The sequence below is a fragment of the Reyranella soli genome, assembly GCF_007992495.1.
Taxonomy (GTDB): Bacteria; Pseudomonadota; Alphaproteobacteria; order Reyranellales; family Reyranellaceae; genus Reyranella; species Reyranella soli.
In genome coordinates this window covers 1-21429 of record NZ_BKAJ01000035.1, presented here as the reverse complement: position 1 = coordinate 21429, position 21429 = coordinate 1, and the positions used below count along the sequence as shown (strand labels likewise).

Sequence of the window (21429 nt, the reverse complement as noted above, 5' to 3'; positions counted from 1 at the left end):
GGAAATGTCCCGGACGCTAGCGTGGTCGTGGGCGCCACGTTATGAGAAGACCCCCCGCTAGCGAGAACGGGGGAGCGAAAAGAAAGAACTCGCGCAGGGGAGGTGGGATGCGCGCATTGCTGGGTCTCAGCACCATCATTGACGTGATCAACGAGAAGATCGGTGTTGTCTGTAACTGGCTGGTGCTGCTGGCCTGTATCGTAAGCGGCGGCAACGCGATGATCCGCTACGCCTATGACCAGAGCTCGAACGCCTGGCTCGAAGTGCAGTGGTACATGTTCGCCGTCATCGTCATGTTCGGCGCCTCATACACGCTGAAGCGCAACGAGCATGTGCGGGTCGACCTCTTCTACATGACGCTGGGCCGCCGCGGTCAGCTCTGGATCGACATCCTCGGCACTCTCTTCTTCCTGCTGCCGACCTGCATCATCCTGGCCTGGCTGAGCTGGCCGTTCTTCATGCAGTCCTTCAACGTCAGCGAACACTCTTCCAACGCCGGCGGCCTGCTGCGCTGGCCGATCAAGCTGGTCCTGCCGATCGGCTTCCTGCTGGTTGCCCTGCAGGGCCTCTCCGAGCTCATCAAGCGAGTGGCCTTCCTCAACGGCATCCCCGTCGAGAGCCTCGAAGCGCACTACGAGAGGCCGACGCAATGATCCCCTTGGAATGGATGCCGCCGCTGATGTTCGCGGGGCTGGTGGTCTTCATGATCATCGGCTACCCCGTGGCCTTCTCGCTGGCGGCGGTCGGCTTCTTCTTCGGCTTCCTGTCGATCGAGATGGGCTACTTCACGATGGCCTTCATGCAGGCCATCCCAGGCCGCGTGTTCGGCAGCATCCTGTCGAATGAGCTGCTGCTCGCCATCCCGTTCTTCACCTTCATGGGCGCCATCCTCGAGAAATGCGGTCTCGCCGAGGACATGCTCGAATCGATGGGCCAGCTGTTCGGCCCCGTCAGGGGCGGTCTCGGCTACTCGACGATCATCGTCGGCTTCATCCTGGGCGCCATCACCGGCACGGTGGCGGCGCAGGTGATCGCCATGGCGCTGATCACGCTGCCGGTGATGATGCGCTACAAGTACGACATGCGCTATGCGACCGGCGTGCTGGCCGCATCGGGCACCATCACCCAGCTGGTGCCGCCGTCGCTGGTGCTGGTCGTGCTGGCCGACCAGCTCGGCCGCTCGGTCGGCGACATGTATCTTGGCGCCTGGGGCCCGTCGCTGATGCAGATCGCGCTCTTCGCAGCCTATACCTACTATGTCACGCTGGTGAAGCCCGACGCCCTGCCGGGGGTGCCGCGCACGCTGTTCGGAAAGGCCCTGCTGATCAAGTGCGCCTGGGGCATCATCCCGGCGGCGGTGCTGATCTTCCTGGTCCTGGGCACCATCATGATGGGCCTGGCGACGCCGACCGAAGCCGGCGCCATGGGCACCATCGGCGCCATCGTGCTAGCCGTGGTACGCAACGCTCCCCTCACCCGGTTCGACCGCCTCACCTTCGGCGCCGGCTGCGCGGCCGCCGTGATCGGCGCCTTAATCGGCATGGTCGCCTTCAAGTCGATCCCCTTCAAGATCGCCTTCACCGTCATGTTCGCGGCCATCGTCTGGCTGTGCTGGCGCGCCTGGCAGGTCAAGGAGTTGCGCGACCTGATCGTGCAGGCCTTCCAGGCGACGATGCGCATCACCGCCATGGTCGCCTTCATCCTGGTCGGCGCCACCTGCTTCTCGATCACCTTCCAGGGCGTCGACGGCAACCGGTGGGTCGAGCACCTGATGTCGAGCCTGCCGGGCGGCGTCTGGGGCTTCCTGATCGTCGTCAACCTGTTCGTGTTCTTCCTGGCGTTCTTCCTCGACTTCTTCGAGATCGCCTTCATCATCATCCCGATGCTGGCGCCGGTGGCGCAGAAGCTGCTCACTCCCGTGGTCGGCGCCGACGCCGCGCTGATCTGGTTCGGCGTCATGATCTGCGTCAACGTGCAGACCTCGTTCATGCACCCGCCGTTCGGCTTCGCCCTCTTCTATCTGCGCAGCGTGGCGCCGAAGGAAGTGAAGAGCTCGGACATCTACTGGGGCTCGATCCCCTGGGTGCTGTTGCAGCTCATCATGGTGGCGATCGTGATCTTCGTGCCGTGGACTGTGACCGTCTTCCTCGACAAGCCGAGCGGCGTCGATCCCAGCAAGGTCAAGATCGAGATCCAGGCGCCGCCGTCGGACGACGCCCCGCCGCCGGTCTTCGGCGCTCCGCCGAAGAACTGATCATCTTGCAGCGCGGGCCTCCGGCCCGCGTTCCCAGAAAAGAAAAAGCCCCGCCGTTGCCGGCGGGGCTTTCTCGTTTCGGTTACTTCTCTTACCGACCCCTTTTTAGCGACCTTGTGCCGACATCGAGAAGTTGAAGTTGTCGAAGGTGTTCTCGGCGACGCGGAACCACAGGTTCTCGTCGGCGCGGAAGGCCTTCATGTTGTCGTAGATCTTCTTGAACTTCGGATCCTTGGCGGCGAGTTCGTCGTAGTACTTGTAGGCCTCGAGGAAGCAGGGCTCGAGGACGGTACGCGGGAACGGGCGCAGCTCGGTGCCCGCCGCCACCAGGCGCCGCAACGCCGCCGGGTTGCCGGCGTCGTACTTCGGCACCATCCACGACGTGACGCGACCGGCGGCCGCTTCCATCATCGCCTGATAGGTCTTGGGCAGCGAGTCCCACGCCTTGTTGTTGATGTAGAGCGAGCCGACCGACGCGCCCTCCCACCAGCCAGGGTAGTAGTAGTACTTCGCAACCTTGTTGAAGCCGAGCTTCTCGTCGTCATACGGACCGACCCATTCGCAGGCGTCGATCGTGCCCTTCTCGAGCGCCGGATAGATGTCGCCGCCGGCGATCTGCTGAGGCACCACGCCGAGACGCTCGAGGATCAGGCCCGCGAAGCCGCCGACGCGGAACTTCAGGCCCTTCATGTCGTCCATCGACTTGATTTCCTTGCGGAACCAGCCGCCCATCTGGCAGCCGGTGCCGCCGAACGTCAGCGAGCGGAAGTTGTACTCCTTGTAGAAGTCGTTGATCAGCTCATGGCCGCCGCCGAACTCGAGCCAGGCATAGTACTGGCGCTGGTTCATGGAGAACGGCAGGCCGGTCTCGAACACGAAGTTCGGATGCTTGCCGAAGTAGTAATAGGCGGCGGTCTGGCCGCACTCGACGGTGCCGTTCTGGACCGCGTCGGCGACCTGCAGGCCCGGCACGATCTCGCCCGCGGCGAAGACCCGGATCTGGAACTTGTTGTCGGACATCTCGCTGATCAGCTTCGCGAACAGCTCCGATCCGCCGTACAGCGTGTCGAGAGACTTGGGGAAGCTCGACGTCAGACGCCACTTCACTTCCGGCATGCTCTGCGCGATGGCCGGCGCGGCGACAGTCGACGCGGCGGCTACGCCCGCGGCGCCGATGCCCGCGGTCCTGATGAACTTTCTACGCTGCATTTGATGTTTACCCTCCCTACAGGCAGCCCACATGGCCCCCTTGGCGAGCGAAGACTGGCACGCGGAATTAGGTTTGAAAAGCCGACTTCAGTCGGAGTTAGGCAAAAGAAAACCCCGCCGGAGCGGGGTTTTCCGCGATTCTACAGCGCTATTCGATCAAACCTTACCGGCTCCATACATCCGTGCCATGAAGCCGTCGAAACCGCCTTCCGCGATGCGCGACCACAGCACCTGCTCCGAACGGTAGGGCTTCCAGATGTCCCATACCTTCTTGAACTTGGCGTTCTTGGCCACGATTTCATTGCAGACCTCGTTGGTCGCATTGAAGCAGGCTTCCAGCACCGCCGTCGGGAAGGGTTGCAGCTTGACTCCGGCTGCCACCAGGCGCCTGAGCGCCGCCGGGTTGCCGTTGTCGTACTTGCCCAGCATCCACAGCGTGACCTCGTCGGCCGTGGTCTCGATGACCTTCTGGTAGGCCGGCGGCAGGCCGTCCCACGCCTTCTGGTTGATGTAGGCGGTGCCCATGCCGGTGCCTTCCCACCAGCCTGGGTAGTAATAGTACGGCGCCACCTTGTAGAAGCCGAGCCTCTCGTCGTCGTACGGGCCGACCCACTCCGCGGCATCGATCGTGCCCTTCTCCAGGGCCGGATAGATCTCGCCGCCGGGGATCTGCTGGGCGATGACGCCGAGCTTGCCCAGGATCTGCCCGGCAAAACCGCCGACGCGGAACTTCAGGCCCTTCAGGTCATCGACGGTCTTGATCTCCTTGCGGAACCAGCCGCCCATCTGCGCGCCCGTGCCGCCCATCATGTGGCCGACGACACCGTAGTCCTTGTAGAACTCGGCCATCGCCTCGCGGCCGCCGCCGTGCATCCACCAAGCCACGTGCTGACGGCTGTTCAGGCCGAACGGCACGGCGGTGTCGAAGGTGAAGGTGATGTCCTTGCCGATGTAATAGTAGGCCGCAGTCTGGCCGACCTCGACTGTGCCGTTCTGCACCGCATCGAGCACCTGGAAGCCCGGCACGATCTCGCCCGAGGCGAAGGGTTGGATCTTGAACTTGCCGTCGGTCAGCTCGCTGACGCGCCGGCAGAACAGCTCGGCGCCGCCCCATAGCGTGTCGAGCGATTTGGGAAAACTCGAAGCCAGACGCCACTTCAACTCCGGCTGGCCCTGCGCCAGGGCCGGTGCTGCCACCGTCGTGGCGGCAGCAGCCCCCGCGCCGGCGGTCTTCAGGAACTTGCGACGCTGCATGGTGATCCCTCCCTGGATCGTTTCTTTGGGTACGCTACTGCCTCCTTTCACTTCACCGTCTGGTTGGCGGTGAAGGCGAAGTTCTCATAGGTGAGCTCGGCGACGCGGAACCACAGGAACTGTTCGTCGCGGAACGCTTTCCAGTGGTCGTAGATCTTCTTGAACTTGGCGTTCTTGGACGAGAACTCGTCGTAGAGCTCGTGCGTCGCCTTCCACGCCGCCGCCAGCACGTCGCGCGGATAGGGCTTGAGCTGCGTGCCGGCCGCTACCAGCCGGCGCAATGCCTGCGGATTGAGATTGTCGTAGCGCGCCATCATCTCGCCGTTGACGTCGCCACACACCGTCTCGACCGCGAGCTTGTACGCCGCCGGCAGGGCATCCCAATGTTGCTTGCCGACCATCAGCGTGATCTGCGTGCCGGCCTCCCAGAAGCCCGGGTAGTAATAGAAGGGCGCCACCTTGTAGAAGCCGAGCTTCTCGTCGTCGTAGGGCCCGACCCACTCCGCGCCGTCGATCGCGCCGCGCTCGAGCGCGGGATAGATGTCGCCGCCCGCGATCTGCTGCGGCACGGCACCGAGCTTGGCCCAGATCTGGCCGCCGATACCGGGGATGCGCATCTTCAACCCCTTGAGGTCGTCGAGCGTCTTGATCTCCTTGCGGAACCAGCCGCCCATCTGGCAGCCGGTATTACCGGCCGGGAACGGCACGGCGTTGTAGTCAGCCATGAACTCGCGCATCAGCTGGAGCCCGCCGCCCATCGACATCCAGGCGTTCTGCTGCCGCGCGGTCAGTCCGAACGGCACGCCGGAATCGAACCCCATCGTGAGGTCCTTGCCGACGAAGTAGTAGGAGGCCGTGTGGCACATCTCGACGGTGTTGTTCTGCACCGCGTCGAGTGCCTGCAGCGCCGGTACGATCTCGCCCGGCGCGAACACGCGGATCTGGAACTTGTTGTCGGTCAGCCCGGCAACCTTCTTGGCGATCGATTCGGCGGCGCCATAGAGCGTGTCGAGCGACTTGGGGAAACTCGACGTCAGACGCCACTTGAGCTCCGGCATCGACTGCGCAATGGCCGGCGCCGCGAGCGTGCTCGCGGCGCCGCCGATGCCGGCGGTCGTTAAAAACTTCCGCCGTCTCATGCTGTCCTCCCTCTTATCCCAGCTTGTTGGCGGCCGACTGGCGCGCCATGAAGCTGTCGAAGGTAAACTCGGCAACGCGGAACCACAGGATCTCCTCGTTGCGGAACGGCTTCCAGTTCTCGTAGACCTTCTTGAACTTCGGGTTCTTCGCCGAGATCTCGGCATAGAGCTCGTTGGAGGCGTTGAAGGCCGCTTCCATCACCGACTGCGGGAACGGCAGCAGCTTGGTGCCGGCCGCCATCAGCTCGCGCAGCGCCTTGGGATTCTCGGCGTCGTACTTGGAGAGCATGATCGCCTGCGCCCGGGCGGCGGCCGACTGGATCACGGACTGATAGCCCTTCGGCAGCTCGTTCCACTTCTGGAGATTGATGTAGGCCGAGGTCTGCGGCCCGCCTTCCCACCAGCCGGGATAGTAGTAGTACGGCGCGATTTTGTTGAAGCCGAGCTTCTGGTCGTCGTACGGACCGACCCACTCGGCGGCATCGATCGTGCCCTTCTCCAGCGCCGGATAGATGTCGCCGCCGGCGATCTGCTGCGGCACCGAACCCAGCTTGGCGCACACCATGCCGGCGATGCCGGCGATGCGGAACTTCAGTCCCTTCATGTCCTCGGGCGTCTTGATCTCCTTGCGGAACCAACCGCCCATCTGGGCGCCGGTGTTGCCGCAAGGGATCGAGATGGTGTTGTAGTCCTTGTAGACCTCGCCCAGCAGCTCCTTGCCGCCGCCCCAGTTCATCCACGCTTCCTGCTGGCGCGCGTTCATGCCGAACGGCAGCGTGGTGTCGAAGGCGAGCGTGGGATCCTTGCCGATGTAGTAGGTGCCGGCCGAATGGCCCATCTCGACGGTGCCGTTCTGCACGGCGTCGAGCACCTGCAGGCCGGGCACGATCTCGCCCGAGGCGAAGATGCGGACCTGGAACTTGTTGTCCGTCATCTCGCCGATGAACTTGGTGAAGTTCTCGCCGGCGCCATACAGCGTATCGAGCGACTTGGGGAAGCTCGAGGCCAGACGCCACTTCAGCTCGGGCATCGATTGGGCGATGGCGGGTGCTGCGACGGTGCTCGCGACAACAGCGGCGCCACCGCCAATACCGGCGGTACGCAGGAATTTGCGACGTTGCATGCTTTTCACTCCCAGAAACGTATTTTTGTTAACCGAGATTCCATTCGGCGGAATGAAGCCTGCCATGTCCGCACGGCGCGCGCAAAGAAAAAGCCCCACCGAAGCGGGGCTTTTCCGACCGTCTAAAACGGCCTTTTGGGCCTAGAGCTTGTTGGCCGCCGACTGGCGCGCCATGAAGTTGTCGAAGGTGTTCTCGGCCACCCGGAACCACAGGACTTCCTCGTTACGGAAGGGCTTCCAGGACTCGTAGACCTTCTTGAACTTCGGGTTCTTGGCGATGGTCTCGGCGTAGAGCTCGTTGGCGGCGTTGAAGCAGGCCTCCATCACCGACTGCGGGAACGGCAGGAACTTGGTGCCGGCGGCAACCAGCTCGCGCAGCGCCCTGGGGTTCTGGGCGTCGTATTGGGCGACCGACCGGCTCACCGTGTCACCGGCTGCGGCGGCGATCGCTTCCTTGTACATGGAAGGCAGCGCCTCGTAGGCCTTGTCGCCGACATAGAGCGAGAGTGCTGCACCACCTTCCCACCAGCCGGGATAATAGTAGTACGGCGCCACCTTGTTGAAGCCGAGCTTCTGGTCGTCGTAGGGGCCGACCCATTCGGCGGCGTCGATCGTGCCCTTCTCCAGCGCCGGATAGATCTCGCCGCCGGCCAACTGCTGCGGCACCACGCCGAGCTTTGCCATGACCTGGCCGGCGAAGCCGCCGATGCGCATCTTCACGCCCTTCATGTCCTCAGGGCTCTTGATCTCCCGTCGCCACCAGCCGCCCATCTGGGCGCCGGTGTGGCTCATCAGGAAGGAGATCATCTTGTAGTCTTTGTAGAACTCGCGCATCAGCTCGAGCCCGCCGCCGTAATACACCCAGGCATTGTGCTGGCGCGTGTTCAGGCCGAACGGGATCGCGGTGTCGAAGGCGAAGGTCGGGTCCTTGCCGACGTAGTAGTAGGCCGCGGTATGGCCGCACTCGACGGTCTCGTTCTGCACGGCATCGACGACCTGCAGGCCGGGGACGATCTCGCCGGCGGCGAAGACGCGGATCTGGAACTTGTTGTCGGTGAGAGCGGCGACGCGCTTGGCGAAGAACTCGCCCGCGCCGTAGATCGTATCGAGCGACTTGGGGAAGCTCGAAGCAAGGCGCCACTTCACTTCGGGCATGGACTGAGCGAGCGCGGGTGCGGCGAGCGTGCCCGCGACAGCGACCGCGCCACCGCCCACACCGGCGGTACGCAGGAACTTACGACGTTGCATCTGGGTAGAACTCCTCGGGATTTTTTCTTGTGATCGCGTTCTGCGACGCGAACCGCCCCTCCGGCGGCGCGGGTTTATGGCACAGCACCCCGGGCTTGGAAAGGCGACGGAAGGCAAGAAAAACCCCGCCGAAGCGGGGTTCTCCATGTTTCCGCGCGGTGCGTGTCAGATCTTGTTGGAGGCCGACAGGCGGGCCATGAAGTTGTCGAGCGTGTTCTCGACGACGCGGAACCACAGCACCTCCTCGCCGCGGAACTGCTTCCACGGCTCGTAGATCTTCTTGAATCGCGGGTTCTTGGCCATGGTGTCGGCATAGACCTCGTTGGCCTTGGCGTAGCAGGCTTCCAGCACCGGCGCGGTGAACGGCGTGAGCTTGGTGCCGGCGGCGACCAGCTCGCGCAGCGCCTTGGGGTTCTGCGTGTCGTACTTCGACAGCATCGAGGTGTGGGCCTTGGCGGCCGCGGCTTCGAGGATCGCCTGGTAGCTCTTGGGCAGCTCGTTCCACTTCGCCAGGTTCACGTAGGCCGAGAGCTGCGGACCTGCCTCCCACCAGCCGGGATAATAGTAGTACTGCGCGACCTTGTTGAAGCCGAGCTTCTGGTCATCGTACGGACCGACCCACTCGGCCGCGTCGATCGTGCCCTTCTCCAGCGCTGGATAGATCTCGCCGCCGGCAATCTGCTGCGGCACCACGCCGAGCTTGCTCAAGACTTCGCCGGCAAAGCCCGAGGTGCGCATCTTCAGGCCCTTGAGGTCGTCGACGGTCTTGATCTCCTTGCGGAACCAGCCGCCCATCTGGCCGCCGGTGTTGCCGCACGGCATGGCGTGGATGCTGTAGTCCTTGAAGAAGTCGGCCATCGCTTCGCGGCCGCCGCCCCAGTTCATCCAGGCATCCTGCTGGCGCGCGTTCAGGCCGAACGGGATGGCGCAGTCGAGGGCGAAGCACGGATCCTTGCCGACATAGTAGTAGGAGGCCGTGTGGCCCATCTCGACGGTGCCGTTCTGCACGGCGTCGGCGACCTGCAGGCCAGGCACGATTTCGCCCGCGGCAAACAGGCGAATCTGGAACTTGTTGTCGGTCGCTTCGGCGACGTACTTGGAGAAGATCTCGGACGCACCGAAGATCGTGTCGAGCGTCTTGGGGAAGCTCGACGCCAGGCGCCATTTCAACTCGGGCGCCGACTGGGCGATGGCGGGCGCGGCGATCGCGCCGGAGGCGGCGGCAGCGGCCGCGCCGACACCGGTGGTACGCAGGAACTTACGACGTTGCATGAACCAAGGAACTCCTGAAGCGGGTTGATTTGCGCGGGCTTATGGCACGCGGCACCCGGCTCCTGAAGGTTCAATGCATGACGATCAGCGCGAGCGCCAATGCGCCCAGTGCAATGCGATACCAGGCGAACACGCCGAAGCCGTGGCGGCTGATGAAGCGCACGAACGGTCGCACCACGAGCAATGCACAAACAAACGCGGTGACGAAACCGATCGCGATGGTGCCGCTGCCGTGCCAGTCGAGCGACGACCAGTTCTTGTAGAGGTCGTAGACCGAGGCCCCGATCATGGTGGGCATGGCGAGGAAGAAGGAGAACTCTGCCGCCGTCGCACGATCCACGCGAAATACCCGCGCGCCCATGATGGTCGAGCCGGCGCGGCTCACGCCGGGGATCATGGCCAGGCACTGGCAGAGGCCGATGTACAACGCCGTCTTGAGGTCGACCTCGTCGAGCGATTTCATGCGCGGACGCTGCGCGTAGCGCTCGATCACCAGGATGGCGATGCCGCCCACGATCAGCGCCACCGCCACCACCGTGGGATTGAACAGCACCGACTTGATGTACTTGTGCGCCGCCACGCCGATCACGGCCGCCGGCAGGAAGGCGATGACGATCGCCGCGGCAAAGCGCAGCGACACCGGATCACGCTTCAGCACGCCCTGCACCGTCGCAAAAATCTTCTGGCGATAGAGGAAGCAGACCGCGAGGATCGCGCCGAGCTGGATCACGATCTCGAACACCTTGCCGGGCGGTCCCTGGAAGCCCAGCACCTCCTCGGCGAGGATGATGTGCCCCGTCGAGGAAACCGGCAGGAACTCGGTCAGGCCCTCGACGACGCCGATCAGCACCGTCTTCCAGATCAGCGTCAGGTCCATCCAATCAATCCTTGAAGCGCTTGGCGCGCGGCCATCCCTTTTCGGGCATGCGGCCCGCCTGGGCGCGCTCGCCACGCCAGAACTTCAGCTCGCTCGCCGGGATGACGCGGTTGGCCCACGGCAGGCCGTCGGCGAGCCGGAAGGCTTGCGCATCCGACAGCTGGTCCGCCTTGGACTTCTGCAATGTCACGCCACGACCGCGGCCCATCTCCGGCACCTGGTCCATCGGGAAGATCAGGAGCTTGCGGCCTTCGCTCAGCGCGGCGATCGAATCCGCACCTTCCGGAACGACGGCGAAGGCCTGCGCCTTCTCCTTGTCGGCGAGGTTCAGCACCTGCTTGCCGTTCTTGGTCTGGGCCACGACCTCGTCTTCGGGCACGATGAAACCGCGGCCGGCATCCGACGCCACCAGGAACTTGCGTCCGCCCTTCAGCACCTCGAGCGTCACGATGTCCTGCTCGTTGCCGAGTTCGATCATCAATCGGATCGGCTCGCCATGGCCGCGCGCGCTCGGCAGCTTGTCGCAGCCCAAGGTGTAGAAACGGCCGTTGGTGCCGAACACCAGGATCTTGTCGGTCGACTGCGCATGCACGGCGAACCGCGCCTGGTCGCCCTCCTTGTACTTGAGGTCGGCCGCGGACTTGTCGTCGAGATGGCCCTTGGCGGCACGGATCCAGCCTTTCTCGGACAGGATCACGGTCATCGGCTCGCGCTCGACGAAGTCCTCGACCGCATGCTCGACCTCGGCCGGCGCGTCGGCGAGCTCGGTGCGGCGGCGGCCGAGTGGAGTCTTGCCGCCGAACTTCCTCTTGGTCTCCTGCACCTCGTCGGCGATCTTGCCCCACTGCAGCGTCTCGTCCTTGAGCAGCGCCTTGAGGTCCTTGCGTTCGGCCGTGAGCTTCTTGTGCTCGCCCTTGATCTCGAATTCTTCCAGCCGGCGCAGAGCGCGCAGCCGCATGTTGAGGATCGCTTCGGCCTGCAGGTCGGTGAGCCCGAACGCCTTGATCATCTTGGGCTTGGGCTCGTCCTCCTCGCGGATGATCTTGATCAGCTTGTCGAGGTTCAGATAAGCGATCAGGTAGCCGTCGAGGATCTCCAGCCGCCGCTCGATCTCGGCCAAGCGGAAGGTCGAGCGCCGCACCAGCACTTCGCGGCGATGGTCGAGGAAGGCCTGCAGCGCCTCGCGCAGGTTCATCACCCGCGGCGTGTTGTCCTTGTCGAGGACGTTGAGGTTCAGCGGGAAGCGGATTTCCAGGTCGGTCTGCTTGAAGAGCTGCTCCATCAGCAGCTCGGCCGGCACCTGGCCGGTGCGCGGTTCGAGCACGATGCGCACGTCATCGGCCGATTCGTCGTGCACGTCCTCGAGGATGGGCAGCTTCTTGGCGTTGATGATCTCGGCGATGCGCTCGATCAGCTTGCCCTTCTGCACCTGATACGGGATCTCGGTGACGATGATGCGGTACTGGCCGCGCGGCAGCTCTTCCTTTTCCCACTTGGCGCGCAGGCGGAAGGCGCCGCGGCCGGTCTTGTAGGCCTCGACGATCGATTCGCGCGGCTCGACCAGGATGCCGCCGGTCGGGAAATCCGGGCCCTTCACCAAGTCGACCAGCGTCTCGACGCGGGCGTTGGGCGTCTTGATCAGGTGCAGCAACGCATCGCACAGCTCGCCGGCATTGTGCGGCGGGATCGAGCAGGCCATGCCGACGGCGATGCCGGCGGCGCCGTTGGCCAGAAGATTGGGGAAGCCGCCGGGCAGCACGATCGGTTCTTCGGTCGAACCGTCGTAGTTGGGGCGGAAGTCGACCGCGTTCTCGTCGATGCCGGCCAGCAATGCCTCGGCGACCTCGGTCAGCCGCGCCTCGGTGTAGCGCATGGCGGCCGGGTTATCGCCGTCGATGTTGCCGAAGTTGCCCTGCCCTTCGATCAGCGGATAGCGCGCCGCGAAGTCCTGGGCGAGGCGCACCAGGGCGTCGTAGATCGACTGGTCGCCGTGCGGGTGGTACTGGCCGATCACGTCGCCGACCACGCGCGCGCTCTTCTTGAAGGCGCTGTTGGGATCGAGCCGCAGCTGGCGCATGGCGTAGAGCAGCCGGCGATGAACCGGCTTCAGCCCGTCGCGCACGTCGGGCAGCGAGCGCGCCATGATCGTGCTCAGCGCATAGGACAGATAGCGCTCGCTGAGCGCCTCTCCGAACTGCACCGGCTTCACGACCGCCAGCGGGACGACGTTAGTGCTGCGTTTTGCCATTTACCGAGACTGAGGGGCCGATCGGAGGGGAACTTGGCTGCGGTTCATGCCACAGCCATTTGTAGTTAGCGTTGCAGGGTTTCCATAAATCTCGCCCGGGCGGCAGGCAAGGGCTTGTTGTGTGGCCAAAACACGTGCCGCTCGAGGAAATAGCCCGTCAAATCGAGGCCTTTGAGCAGCTCCGCGTTGTCCGCCGGCAGGCCGCCGGTGGACAAAAAGGCCGGCAATTCGATCAGCTTCTCCTTGTAGGGCCCGGCGGCGGCGCGGCTCACCGCCCGCCCGGTCTTGGGCGAGACATAGGCCAGGTCCTCGGTGGCACCGGTTGCCGCACACTTTGTGAGATCGAGACCGAAGCCCAGCTCCTGCAGCAAGCCAAGCTCCAGACGCACATAGATCACAGGCCAACCGGGATGGCCGAGCGCGCCCAGCAAGGCGGAGAAGCCGTCGAACATTGCCGGATGCGGCTCGCGCTCCGGCAAGGCGGCATCGAGCAGAGCGCAGGCGGCGCTGAGGCCCGCGAGCTGGGCCGCATCGTCGAGCGCTCGCGCCGCATGTGCCTCGCGCAGCTCACCCGCATAGTTGCCAAGCTGCTCGGACAGCCGCGCCCGCCAGTTCACCTCGACGAGATTGCCCGGCAGCCAGACCGGCCGCGCACGGCGCGAGCCACCGCCCGGCACGAAGCCGGCGTGGCGGCCGTGCGCATGCGTCAGCAACGCCACGATCATGCCGCCCTCGCCGTGCGGCCGCGCCGACAGAACGATGCCCTGATCGGTCCATTCCATGATGCCGTGTATGACGGCTTTGACGGTGGCGCGCTAGGCGGTGGCCGGTGTTCGCTCCGCCGCTTGTGATGCGACAAGCCGAAACCAGGATCGCGTTCGTGCTCTGCCGCAGAACCATCACCCAATTCCTTGCTCTGCCGGCCTTATCGACCGTTGCTGGCAGTGACTGCATGTCGCGTAGATCGCGACATGCGCGACATCGCTCTTCCCCTTTGAACGGGACGCGCCCACGGTGCGTCCCGGGCAAATATAACGACAGTTATACTTGGTGTCAACGATGCGTCCCGCCCAGGCCTTCACGGCTTTGCAGATCAAATCATGTGGTCCGTCACGTTGAAGGTCACCGACAACGTGTTGTTGGACTCGTTGCTCTCGCCGACCATGTTGTTCCAGTAGTCCGCCGCAACGTAGAGCGTGTGCTGGCCGACGCTGAGGCTCGAGGTTTCGGTTCGGCCATTCAGGGTCTGCGTGGCGCCGGCCGCCAGCGCATTGGTCTGGCCGAACCCCGTGTAGTGGGACGAGTCGACCTGATGGTCGACCGTGTAGCCCGCCCAGTTCATCCCCGACGAGGCCCCGCCGGCATTCTTGATCACGTAGGAAAAGTCGAAGGCGGCGCCCTTGGTCACGGAACTGCCGGCGGTGATGCCGCGTTTGAAACGCGCAGTCCGGAAGACAAAGACGTCAGGGTCATGTCAGGAGGCATGCTTATCGGTCCACGGCCATCTCAGGTCGTCCAAGGATTGACGAGGGCCCTCACCGTTCGGTCGAAATCCGAGACGTTGCGCGTGACGAGTGTGAGATTGTGCGCCTCAGCTGTTGCAGCGATGAATGCGTCGGCCGCCCCGATGGGACGGCCGGAGATTTCGCGCAACGCCGTCAACCTCCCCCAAGCGTCGGCAACTTCGGCATCGATCGACAGCACCCTCCCTTCGAAGCGCAGCGGCAACTCCTGCCGCAGCCATTCGTCCAGGCGACGCCGGCGCTGACCGGCAGCCAGGCGTTCGATCCCGTAGCGTAGCTCGGCCAAAGTGACGACGCTGATGAAGACACGGTCCTCATCGGCTTCTGCAAGCCAGGCGACCACACCCGCATCCGGGCGCGGCCGCACCCATTCGGATACGACGTTGGTATCGAGCAGGAAGCTCACAAGACAACCTTTCGCGGCCCCTCCTTGCTGCGCTTGATCTTGAGGCCTGACTTGCGCAACGGCGAGACCGCAAAGAACTCCGCGAGATTGCCGCTGCGCCTGGCCTTGCGTTCCCACTCCTCGGCGTCAACGACGACGACAGCTGTGCGGCCGTTCTTGGTGATCGTCTGTGGGCCGCCCGACCGGGCACGCTCGATGACTTCGCTCAGCCTCGCTTTGGCCTCGGCGACCGTCCAGGTGGCAGCAGTCATGGACCGTTCTCCTTTCTGGTCAATGTAGTCAAGATAGTCATCGACCGGCCGCAAGTCCAGCCGGCCGCGAGAACATCAGTCACGGTCAGGGGTCGTAGTCGAGCCCGATCGCGCGATAGTGCGCCGGATCGTCGGCCCAGCGCTCGCTCACCTTGACGTGCAGGAAGAGGTGCACCGGCCGCTCCAGCATCTGGCTGAGTTCGTGGCGTGCGCGTGCGCCGATCTGCTTGATCTTGGCGCCGCCCTTGCCGAGCACGATGGCGCGCTGGCCCTCGCGCTGGACGTGGATGGTCTGCTCGATGCGCGTGCTGCCGTCGGGCCGGTCTTCCCACTTCTCGGTCTCGACCGCGGCCTCGTAGGGCAGCTCCTGGTGAAGCTGCAGGAAGACCTGCTCGCGCGTGACCTCGGCCGCCAGCAGGCGCAACGGCAGGTCGGCGGCCTGGTCCTCGGGGTAGAGGAACGGGCTCTCCGGCAATGCCGCCGCCAGGGTGGTGAGGATATCGCCGATGCCGTCCTGCTTCAGCGCGCTCACCATGAAGGTGCGCTCGAAGGGCAGCCTGGCGTTCAGGTCGGCCGTCAACGCCAGCAGCTTCTCGCGCTCCACGAGGTCGATCTTGTTCAGGATCAGGTAGCGCGGGGCACGCTGCTCCTTCAGCCGCTCGATGATCGCCTGAGTCTCCTGCCCGACGCCGCGCTCGGCATCGACGACCAGGGCCACGACGTCGGCGTCCTCGGCGCCCTGCCAGGCGGCGGCGACCATGGCGCGCTCCAGCCGGCGCTTGGCGATGCGGAAGATGCCCGGCGTGTCGACCAGCACGACCTGCGCGCGGCCGCCATCCTGCGGAAGATCGGTCATGGCGATGCCGATCACGCGCATGCGCGTGGTCTGCACCTTGGGCGACACGATCGAGACCTTCGAGCCGACGAGCGCGTTGACCAGCGTCGACTTGCCGGCGTTGGGCGCGCCGACGATGGCCGCGAATCCTGCGCGTGTACGCTCGCTGCTCATGACTTGCTCAGTTGTTCGAGCATCAGGGTCGCCGCCGCGCTTTCGGCCTCACGCTTGGTGAGCCCCCGCCCTTGCGCCGGCGGGAGTTTGCCGACCGTCACCTCGACCAGGAACACCGGCTCGTGCTCGGTGCCCTCGCGGCCGATCTGCTTGTAGGACGGCAGGGCGAGTCCCTTGCCCTGGGCCCATTCCTGCAACTGCGTCTTGGGCGGGCGCGGCGCCGGATGCTGGCTGCCCAGCCGGTCGCCCCACAGCCGCTCGATGATGGCCGCCGCCGCCTCGAATCCGGCATCGACGAAGATCGCGCCCAGAAGCGCCTCCAGCATGTCGGCCAAGATGGTGGGCGTGGCCTTGGGCGCGCCGCGATAGGCGATGCGATGATCCCTGAGCCCGATCGCCTCGGCGATCTCGCCCAAGGTGCGCGCGCTCACCAAAGCGGCGTGACGGCGGGCAAGCTGGCCCTCGCGCTCGTTAGGGAAGCGCCGCAGCAGCAGATCGGCCATGGCCAGCGACAGCACGCGGTCGCCCAGGAACTCCAGGCGCTCGTTGCCGTGCGGGAAGGCGGCCTTGAGGTCGGGGCGCTTGTCGAGGGTGCCGCGATGGGTCAGCGCCTCGACGGCGAGCTCGGCGCGCTCGAAGGAATGCCCGAGCCTCTCGCTCAGCGACGCGAGATCGACGTCGCCCGGATTCACGGGAGCGGCCTTCAGTGGATGGCCTGGAAGAAGCGGCTGAAGCGGATTGCTGTTGGCCATTTCCACGGCTCCAGCCAGCCGGCAGCCGACGGATCGTGCGAGAAGAAGATGAACTCGGCGCGCCCGACCAGGTTCTCGGCCGGCACGTACCAGCCGAGCTGGTCGCGATCGCGCGTCGTACCCGAGAAGTCGCGCAGCATCAGCCGCGTTCGACTGTCGAGCGAATCGTCACGATTGTCGCCCATGACGAAGTAGTTGCCGGCCGGCACCAGGAACTCCGGCGTGTTGTCGGCCATGCCGTTGTCGGTGTACTCGAGCACGGTGTAGCTGCGGCCGTTGGGCAGGGTCTCGCGATAGAGCGTGCCCTTCTGGTAGTGGCCGTTGCTGCCCTTCACGTAGTCGCCGATGCGGATGCGCTCGACCGCCTGGCCGTTGATGTGCAGCACCCCGTTGGTCACCTGGATGCGGTCGCCCGGCATGCCGACGATGCGCTTGATGTAGTCGGTGCGGTTCAGCCCCTGCCCCTGGTCGCCGGGGTACTTGAAGACCGCGACGTCGCCGCGCTCGGGCGGCGAGCCGAAGATGCGGCCTGGGAACATGCCCATCGAGAACGGGAAGGAGTGCTTGCTGTAGCCGTAGGAATACTTCGACACGAACAGGTAGTCGCCGACCAGCAGGGTCGGGATCATCGAGCCCGAGGGGATGTTGAACGGCTCGATGGCGAATGTGCGCACCACGAGCGCAATCAGGACAGCATATACCACCGTCCGGATGGTTTCGCCCCAGCCGCCCGCCTTCTCCTGTCCACGCTTGCGCCGTTCAGCCACGTCTGTCATCGCCGTAACCAGTCCAAACGACCGCTCCTGTAGCAGGGCACAGCGCGGCTGTCTCTCCCACCCCCGCCGCGACATGGGAGCGCTGCAAAATCAAGCATTTAGGAGGAATCACGGGCGGGGAACCGCCGAAATGATCACGATCGCCTGCGCCATGGGATATTCGTCGGTCAACGTCAGGTCGATTTGCGGCGACATTCCGGCCGGCGTGATCTCCTGCAGGCGGGTCAGCGCCCCTCCAGTCAGGGCCATGGTCGGCCTGCCGCCGCGCTGGTTGATGACGCCCATGTCACGCCAGAACACGCCACGGCGCAGGCCGGTACCCAAGGCCTTGGAGCAGGCTTCCTTGGCGGCGAAGCGCTTGGCGTAGCTGGCGGCCCGTGTCGCCCGGCCTTCCGAACGCTTCTGCTCGACCTCGGTGAAGATGCGCTGGACGAAACGGTCGCCGAAGCGCTCCAGGGACTTCTCGATCCGCCTGATGTCGCAAAGGTCATTGCCCAGGCCGAGGATCACGCGGCGGCCCCGCGCGCCACATCCATCAGGCGGCGCATCTCGCGGATCGCGGGCTCGAGCCCGACGAAGATCGCCTCGCCGATCAGGAAGTGGCCGATATTGAGCTCGCGCACGTTGGCGATGGCGGCGATGGGTCCGACATTCTCGTAGTTGAGGCCGTGGCCGGCGTGGCATTCCAGCCCGAGCTGCTGGCAGTGCGCCGCCGCCTTCTGGATGCGTAGAAGCTCGGCCTCGCGCTCGGCGCCCTCGATCTCGCAGTAGCGACCGGTGTGCAGCTCGACGACCGGCGCGCCGAGCTGCACCGCCATCTCGAGCTGGCGCGGATCGGCCTCGATGAACAGCGAGACGCGGATGCCGGCGTCGCTCAGCTTCGCCACCAGCGGCTTCAGGTGATTGTGCTGGCCGACGGCGTCGAGCCCGCCCTCGGTGGTCCGCTCCTCGCGCTTTTCGGGCACGATGCAGGCGGCGTGCGGCCGATGGCGCAGGGCGATCGCCACCATCTCCTCGGTCGCCGCCATCTCGAAGTTGAGCGGCAGCTCGATGGCGCCCTTCAGGCGGGCGATGTCGTCGTCGACGATGTGCCGGCGATCCTCGCGCAGATGGGCGGTGATGCCGTCGGCGCCGGCTTTGGCCGCGAGATGGGCGGCGCGCAGCGGATCGGGCGTCGGCGTGCCGCGCGCGTTACGCACGGTGGCGACGTGGTCGATGTTGACGCCGAGACGTTGATAGGGAAGCGCGGGCATTACACTCACTCAGCTCATTCGTATCCACCTCCCCCGTATGACGGGGTATGACGGGGGAGGTGGAAGAGCTAGTTCCTGGCACGCTCGACCGCGTTGATCGCCGGCGTGGCGCGTAGCGCCGCGGTGATGTTGGCGAGGTGCTTCACGTCGTTGACCTCGACGTCGATCACCATGTCGAAGAAGTCCATCGACCGGTTGACGATGCGCAGGTTGGAGATGTTGCCCTCGTGGCGCGCGATCACGGTCGAGAGCTTGGACAGGCTGCCCGGCTGGTTGGCCACCGTGACCTTGAGGCGGCCGGTGTAGATGCCGGGCGCGCCCTCGCTCACCGAATCCCAGCCGACATCGATCCAGCGCTCAGGCGATTCCGAGAAGCTTTCCAAGGTGGCGCAGTCGATGGTGTGGATGGTGACGCCCTTGCCGGTGGTGATGATGCCGACGATGCGATCGCCCGGCAGCGGATGGCAGCAGCGCGCGAAGTGCACCGCCATGCCGGGGATCAGCCCGCGGATCGCGATCTGGCCGCCGGCCGCGTCCTTCTTGGCCTTGGCCGCATCGGCCGCCGCCTTGTTGCGCGCGCGCGAGATCGGCACGACGTCGGCGCCGCCGTCCTTGCGCTGCGGCTGCTTGAGGCCGGGATAGACCGCGGTCATCACCTCGCGCGAGGTGATGAGGCCCGCGCCGACGGCGGCGATCAGGTCGTCGGTGGTGGCCTGCTTGAAGTTGGCGCGCACGCCGTCGAGGCCCTTCTCGGTGACCTCGTAGCCCTCCTCGTGGAAGGTCTTGTCGAGCAGCGACTTGCCGAGCTGCAGGTACTGCTCGCGCTGGCGCGTGCGGATGAAACGGCGGATCGCGGCCTTGGCCTTGCCGGTGACGACGAAGCGCTCCCAGGTCGGCGACGGCGTCTGCGCCTTCGAGGTGATGATCTCGACCTGGTCGCCGTTGGTGAGCTGCGTGCGCAGCGGCAGCATGCGGCCGTTGATCTTGGAGCCGACGCAGGTATCGCCGACCTGGCTGTGCACGGCATAGGCGAAGTCGATCGGCGTCGCGCCCTTCGGCAGGGCGATCAGCTTGCCCTTGGGCGTGAAGCAGAACACCTGGTCGTGGAACATCTCGAGCTTGGTGTGCTCGAGGAACTCCTCGGCGTTGGGCGCCTTGTCGAGGATTTCGATCAGGCTGCGCAGCCAGGCATATTGCGGCGCGTCGGTCGACGGCCCGCCCTGCTTGTAGATCCAATGGGCGGCGACGCCGCGCTCGGCCTGGTCCTGCATCTCCTCGGTGCGGATCTGGATCTCGATGCGCTGGCCCAGCGGGCCGATCACGCCGGTATGCAGCGAGCGATAGCCGTTGGGCTTGGGGACCGAGATGTAGTCCTTGAAGCGGCCCGGGATCACCTGGTAGCGGCCGTGCAGCAGGCCGAGCGCCTGGTAGCACTGCGTGACGTCGGTGACGATGACACGGAACGCCATGATGTCGGCAAGCTGCTCGAACGAGACATTCTTGCTCTGCATCTTGCGCCAGATCGAATAGGGCATCTTCTCGCGGCCCGAGACCTGCGCCTTGAGCCCGCCCTCCTTCAGGGTCTTGACCAGTTCGACCTCGATCTGCGGCACCAGGCGCTCGCCGCGCTCGCGCAGATAGTCCTGGCGCGCCAGCACCGAGGCGCGGCCGTCGGGATTGAGCTCGGCGAAGGCGAGCTCCTCGAGCTCGCGCTTGACCTTCTCCATGCCGATGCGCGAGGCGAGCGGCGCGTAGAGGTCCATGGTCTCGAGCGCGATGCGCCGGCGCCGCGCCGGGTCCTTGATATGGTGCAGCGTGCGCATGTTGTGCAGGCGGTCGGCGAGCTTCACCAGCAGCACGCGGATATCGGACGACATTGCCAGCACGAGCTTGCGCAGGTTCTCGGCTTCCTTGGTGCTCTCCGACTGGACTTCGAGGCGGCTGAGCTTGGTGACGCCGTCGACCAGACGGGCGACGTTTTCGCCGAACAGGCCGGCGATCTCGTCGCGCGTGGCGTCGGTGTCCTCGATCGTGTCGTGCAGCAGGCCGGTGACGATCGAGGCCGTATCGAGCTTCATCTCGGCCAGGATGCCGGCGACCTCGACGGGATGGGAGAAATAGGGATCGCCCGAAGCGCGCAGCTGGTTGCCGTGCTTCTTAAGCCCATAGACGTAGGCACGGTTCAGCATGTCCTCGTCCGCATCCGGATCGTAGGACTGCACACGCTCAACAAGTTCGAACTGACGAATCATGGCAATCGTCCATTATATGGGGACGATTGCGCTCACTCCATGCTGTTTGCGCGAATAGCTGGCCCTACTTGGTCTATTGGGCCCAGCTAATGGCGCGACGCCGCCGGCTACTCGACGATGTCGTCTTCCTCGGCCATCGGCAGGGCCTTCGGCTGAGCGGCTTCCGCACCACCCTGGGCCAGCGCGGCGGCAAGCTCCTGCTCGAGCTCGGCCATCTCGTTGACCTCTTCGGGCTTGTCGATGTCGGCATGCTTCTGCATGCCCGAGATCAGCGAGTCCTTCAGGATCGCCTGGTCGAGCTTGGTCTCGGCGATCTCGCGCAGCGCCACGACCGGGTTCTTGTCGCGGTCGCGATCGAGCGTGATCTGGGCGCCGGCCGAGATGTCACGCGCACGCTGGGCGGCGAACATGACGAGCTCGAAACGGTTAGGCACCTGCAGGATGCAGTCTTCGACGGTGACGCGGGCCATACGGACCTCTGATTTCCCGGGAGCGGGCGGTTATACGCGCCCGTCCCTAAAACACAAGCCTTCATCCGCCCTTCATACACCTCCCCCGTCATACGGGGGAGGCAGGGAGGGGG

At 65.1% G+C, this 21429-nt stretch carries 21 protein-coding genes; 2 read left to right on the top strand and 19 right to left on the bottom strand.

Annotation, left to right across the window (positions count from 1 at the left end):
- The first annotated feature begins 107 nt into the window (after positions 1–107).
- Together RSO01_RS11810 and RSO01_RS11805 are read left to right on the top strand one after the other, a co-directional pair.
- Complete coding sequence (locus RSO01_RS11810) at positions 108–653, top strand: TRAP transporter small permease subunit (RefSeq protein WP_147149298.1); 546 nt, start codon at positions 108–110, stop codon at positions 651–653.
- Complete coding sequence (locus RSO01_RS11805) at positions 650–2254, top strand: TRAP transporter large permease (protein ID WP_147149297.1); 1605 nt, start codon at positions 650–652, stop codon at positions 2252–2254. The genes RSO01_RS11810 and RSO01_RS11805 overlap by 4 nt, the downstream gene beginning before the upstream one ends.
- Before the next feature lie 105 nt (positions 2255–2359).
- Here RSO01_RS11805 and RSO01_RS11800 read toward each other — a convergent pair whose 3' ends face one another.
- The 19 genes from RSO01_RS11800 to rpoZ form a co-directional block, all read right to left on the bottom strand.
- Complete coding sequence (locus tag RSO01_RS11800; RefSeq protein ID WP_147149296.1) at positions 2360–3463, bottom strand: TRAP transporter substrate-binding protein; 1104 nt, start codon at positions 3461–3463, stop codon at positions 2360–2362.
- 156 nt (positions 3464–3619) lie between these two features.
- Positions 3620–4717 (bottom strand): TRAP transporter substrate-binding protein, encoded by a 1098-nt coding sequence (locus RSO01_RS11795; RefSeq protein ID WP_147149295.1) that lies wholly within the window; start codon positions 4715–4717, stop codon positions 3620–3622.
- A 47-nt stretch (positions 4718–4764) separates the two neighbouring features.
- Entirely contained in the window at positions 4765–5856 is a 1092-nt protein-coding gene (locus RSO01_RS11790) for a TRAP transporter substrate-binding protein (protein ID WP_147149294.1), read from the bottom strand.
- A gap of 13 nt (positions 5857–5869) precedes the next feature.
- Positions 5870–6979 (bottom strand): TRAP transporter substrate-binding protein, encoded by a 1110-nt coding sequence (locus RSO01_RS11785; RefSeq protein WP_147149293.1) that lies wholly within the window; start codon positions 6977–6979, stop codon positions 5870–5872.
- Positions 6980–7120: 141 nt separating this feature from the next.
- Positions 7121–8227 carry a TRAP transporter substrate-binding protein gene (locus RSO01_RS11780; RefSeq protein ID WP_147149292.1) on the bottom strand — a complete coding sequence of 369 codons (1107 nt, stop codon included), beginning with the start codon at positions 8225–8227 and terminating at the stop codon, positions 7121–7123.
- A gap of 165 nt (positions 8228–8392) precedes the next feature.
- Positions 8393–9499: a TRAP transporter substrate-binding protein gene (locus RSO01_RS11775; protein ID WP_147149291.1), complete on the bottom strand. Its 1107-nt coding sequence runs from the start codon at positions 9497–9499 to the stop codon at positions 8393–8395.
- Between the two features lie 70 nt (positions 9500–9569).
- A complete protein-coding gene (locus tag RSO01_RS11770) occupies positions 9570–10376 on the bottom strand; it encodes an undecaprenyl-diphosphate phosphatase (RefSeq protein ID WP_147149290.1) in 807 nt (268 codons plus the stop codon).
- Between the two features lie 4 nt (positions 10377–10380).
- A complete protein-coding gene (gene parC, locus RSO01_RS11765) occupies positions 10381–12624 on the bottom strand; it encodes a DNA topoisomerase IV subunit A (protein ID WP_147149289.1) in 2244 nt (747 codons plus the stop codon).
- A 65-nt stretch (positions 12625–12689) separates the two neighbouring features.
- Positions 12690–13406, bottom strand: coding sequence for a DNA repair protein RecO (gene recO, locus RSO01_RS11760; RefSeq protein WP_147149288.1), 717 nt, complete (start codon positions 13404–13406; stop codon positions 12690–12692).
- A 311-nt stretch (positions 13407–13717) separates the two neighbouring features.
- Positions 13718–14032 carry a CARDB domain-containing protein gene (locus tag RSO01_RS11755; RefSeq protein ID WP_170303000.1) on the bottom strand — a complete coding sequence of 105 codons (315 nt, stop codon included), beginning with the start codon at positions 14030–14032 and terminating at the stop codon, positions 13718–13720.
- Positions 14033–14130: 98 nt separating this feature from the next.
- The gene (locus RSO01_RS11750; protein ID WP_147149286.1) at positions 14131–14553 is read right to left on the bottom strand and encodes a type II toxin-antitoxin system VapC family toxin; all 423 of its coding nucleotides are present in this window, start codon (positions 14551–14553) and stop codon (positions 14131–14133) included.
- On the bottom strand, positions 14550–14804 hold the full coding sequence (locus tag RSO01_RS11745; RefSeq protein WP_147149285.1) for a type II toxin-antitoxin system Phd/YefM family antitoxin: 255 nt from the start codon (positions 14802–14804) through the stop codon (positions 14550–14552). The genes RSO01_RS11750 and RSO01_RS11745 overlap by 4 nt, the downstream gene beginning before the upstream one ends.
- 85 nt (positions 14805–14889) lie before the next feature.
- A complete protein-coding gene (era, locus tag RSO01_RS11740) occupies positions 14890–15813 on the bottom strand; it encodes a GTPase Era (RefSeq protein WP_147149284.1) in 924 nt (307 codons plus the stop codon).
- Complete coding sequence (rnc, locus tag RSO01_RS11735; RefSeq protein ID WP_218037317.1) at positions 15810–16505, bottom strand: ribonuclease III; 696 nt, start codon at positions 16503–16505, stop codon at positions 15810–15812. The genes era and rnc overlap by 4 nt, the downstream gene beginning before the upstream one ends.
- Before the next feature lie 11 nt (positions 16506–16516).
- Complete coding sequence (gene lepB, locus RSO01_RS11730; protein ID WP_147149282.1) at positions 16517–17341, bottom strand: signal peptidase I; 825 nt, start codon at positions 17339–17341, stop codon at positions 16517–16519.
- A gap of 108 nt (positions 17342–17449) precedes the next feature.
- The gene (gene acpS, locus RSO01_RS11725; protein WP_147149281.1) at positions 17450–17851 is read right to left on the bottom strand and encodes a holo-ACP synthase; all 402 of its coding nucleotides are present in this window, start codon (positions 17849–17851) and stop codon (positions 17450–17452) included.
- Positions 17848–18594 carry a pyridoxine 5'-phosphate synthase gene (locus tag RSO01_RS11720; RefSeq protein ID WP_147149280.1) on the bottom strand — a complete coding sequence of 249 codons (747 nt, stop codon included), beginning with the start codon at positions 18592–18594 and terminating at the stop codon, positions 17848–17850. Before RSO01_RS11720 ends, acpS begins: the two co-directional genes overlap by 4 nt.
- 68 nt (positions 18595–18662) lie before the next feature.
- Complete coding sequence (locus RSO01_RS11715; protein WP_147149279.1) at positions 18663–20846, bottom strand: RelA/SpoT family protein; 2184 nt, start codon at positions 20844–20846, stop codon at positions 18663–18665.
- Between the two features lie 107 nt (positions 20847–20953).
- Positions 20954–21316, bottom strand: coding sequence for a DNA-directed RNA polymerase subunit omega (gene rpoZ, locus RSO01_RS11710; RefSeq protein WP_147149278.1), 363 nt, complete (start codon positions 21314–21316; stop codon positions 20954–20956).
- Positions 21317–21429: the final 113 nt, after the last annotated feature.

Bases quoted from the DNA above. Each gene is read 5' to 3' on its own strand.
- RSO01_RS11810 (WP_147149298.1), top strand. From the start codon at position 108: ATGCGCGCATTGCTGGGTCTCAGCACCATCATTGACGTGATCAACGAG.
- RSO01_RS11805 (WP_147149297.1), top strand. From the start codon at position 650: ATGATCCCCTTGGAATGGATGCCGCCGCTGATGTTCGCGGGGCTGGTG.
- RSO01_RS11800 (WP_147149296.1), bottom strand. From the start codon at position 3,463: ATGCAGCGTAGAAAGTTCATCAGGACCGCGGGCATCGGCGCCGCGGGC.
- RSO01_RS11795 (WP_147149295.1), bottom strand. From the start codon at position 4,717: ATGCAGCGTCGCAAGTTCCTGAAGACCGCCGGCGCGGGGGCTGCTGCC.
- RSO01_RS11790 (WP_147149294.1), bottom strand. From the start codon at position 5,856: ATGAGACGGCGGAAGTTTTTAACGACCGCCGGCATCGGCGGCGCCGCG.
- RSO01_RS11785 (WP_147149293.1), bottom strand. From the start codon at position 6,979: ATGCAACGTCGCAAATTCCTGCGTACCGCCGGTATTGGCGGTGGCGCC.
- RSO01_RS11780 (WP_147149292.1), bottom strand. From the start codon at position 8,227: ATGCAACGTCGTAAGTTCCTGCGTACCGCCGGTGTGGGCGGTGGCGCG.
- RSO01_RS11775 (WP_147149291.1), bottom strand. From the start codon at position 9,499: ATGCAACGTCGTAAGTTCCTGCGTACCACCGGTGTCGGCGCGGCCGCT.
- RSO01_RS11770 (WP_147149290.1), bottom strand. From the start codon at position 10,376: ATGGACCTGACGCTGATCTGGAAGACGGTGCTGATCGGCGTCGTCGAG.
- parC (WP_147149289.1), bottom strand. From the start codon at position 12,624: ATGGCAAAACGCAGCACTAACGTCGTCCCGCTGGCGGTCGTGAAGCCG.
- recO (WP_147149288.1), bottom strand. From the start codon at position 13,406: ATGGAATGGACCGATCAGGGCATCGTTCTGTCGGCGCGGCCGCACGGC.
- RSO01_RS11745 (WP_147149285.1), bottom strand. From the start codon at position 14,804: ATGACTGCTGCCACCTGGACGGTCGCCGAGGCCAAAGCGAGGCTGAGC.
- era (WP_147149284.1), bottom strand. From the start codon at position 15,813: ATGAGCAGCGAGCGTACACGCGCAGGATTCGCGGCCATCGTCGGCGCG.
- lepB (WP_147149282.1), bottom strand. From the start codon at position 17,341: ATGACAGACGTGGCTGAACGGCGCAAGCGTGGACAGGAGAAGGCGGGC.
- RSO01_RS11720 (WP_147149280.1), bottom strand. From the start codon at position 18,594: ATGCCCGCGCTTCCCTATCAACGTCTCGGCGTCAACATCGACCACGTC.
- RSO01_RS11715 (WP_147149279.1), bottom strand. From the start codon at position 20,846: ATGATTCGTCAGTTCGAACTTGTTGAGCGTGTGCAGTCCTACGATCCG.
- rpoZ (WP_147149278.1), bottom strand. From the start codon at position 21,316: ATGGCCCGCGTCACCGTCGAAGACTGCATCCTGCAGGTGCCTAACCGT.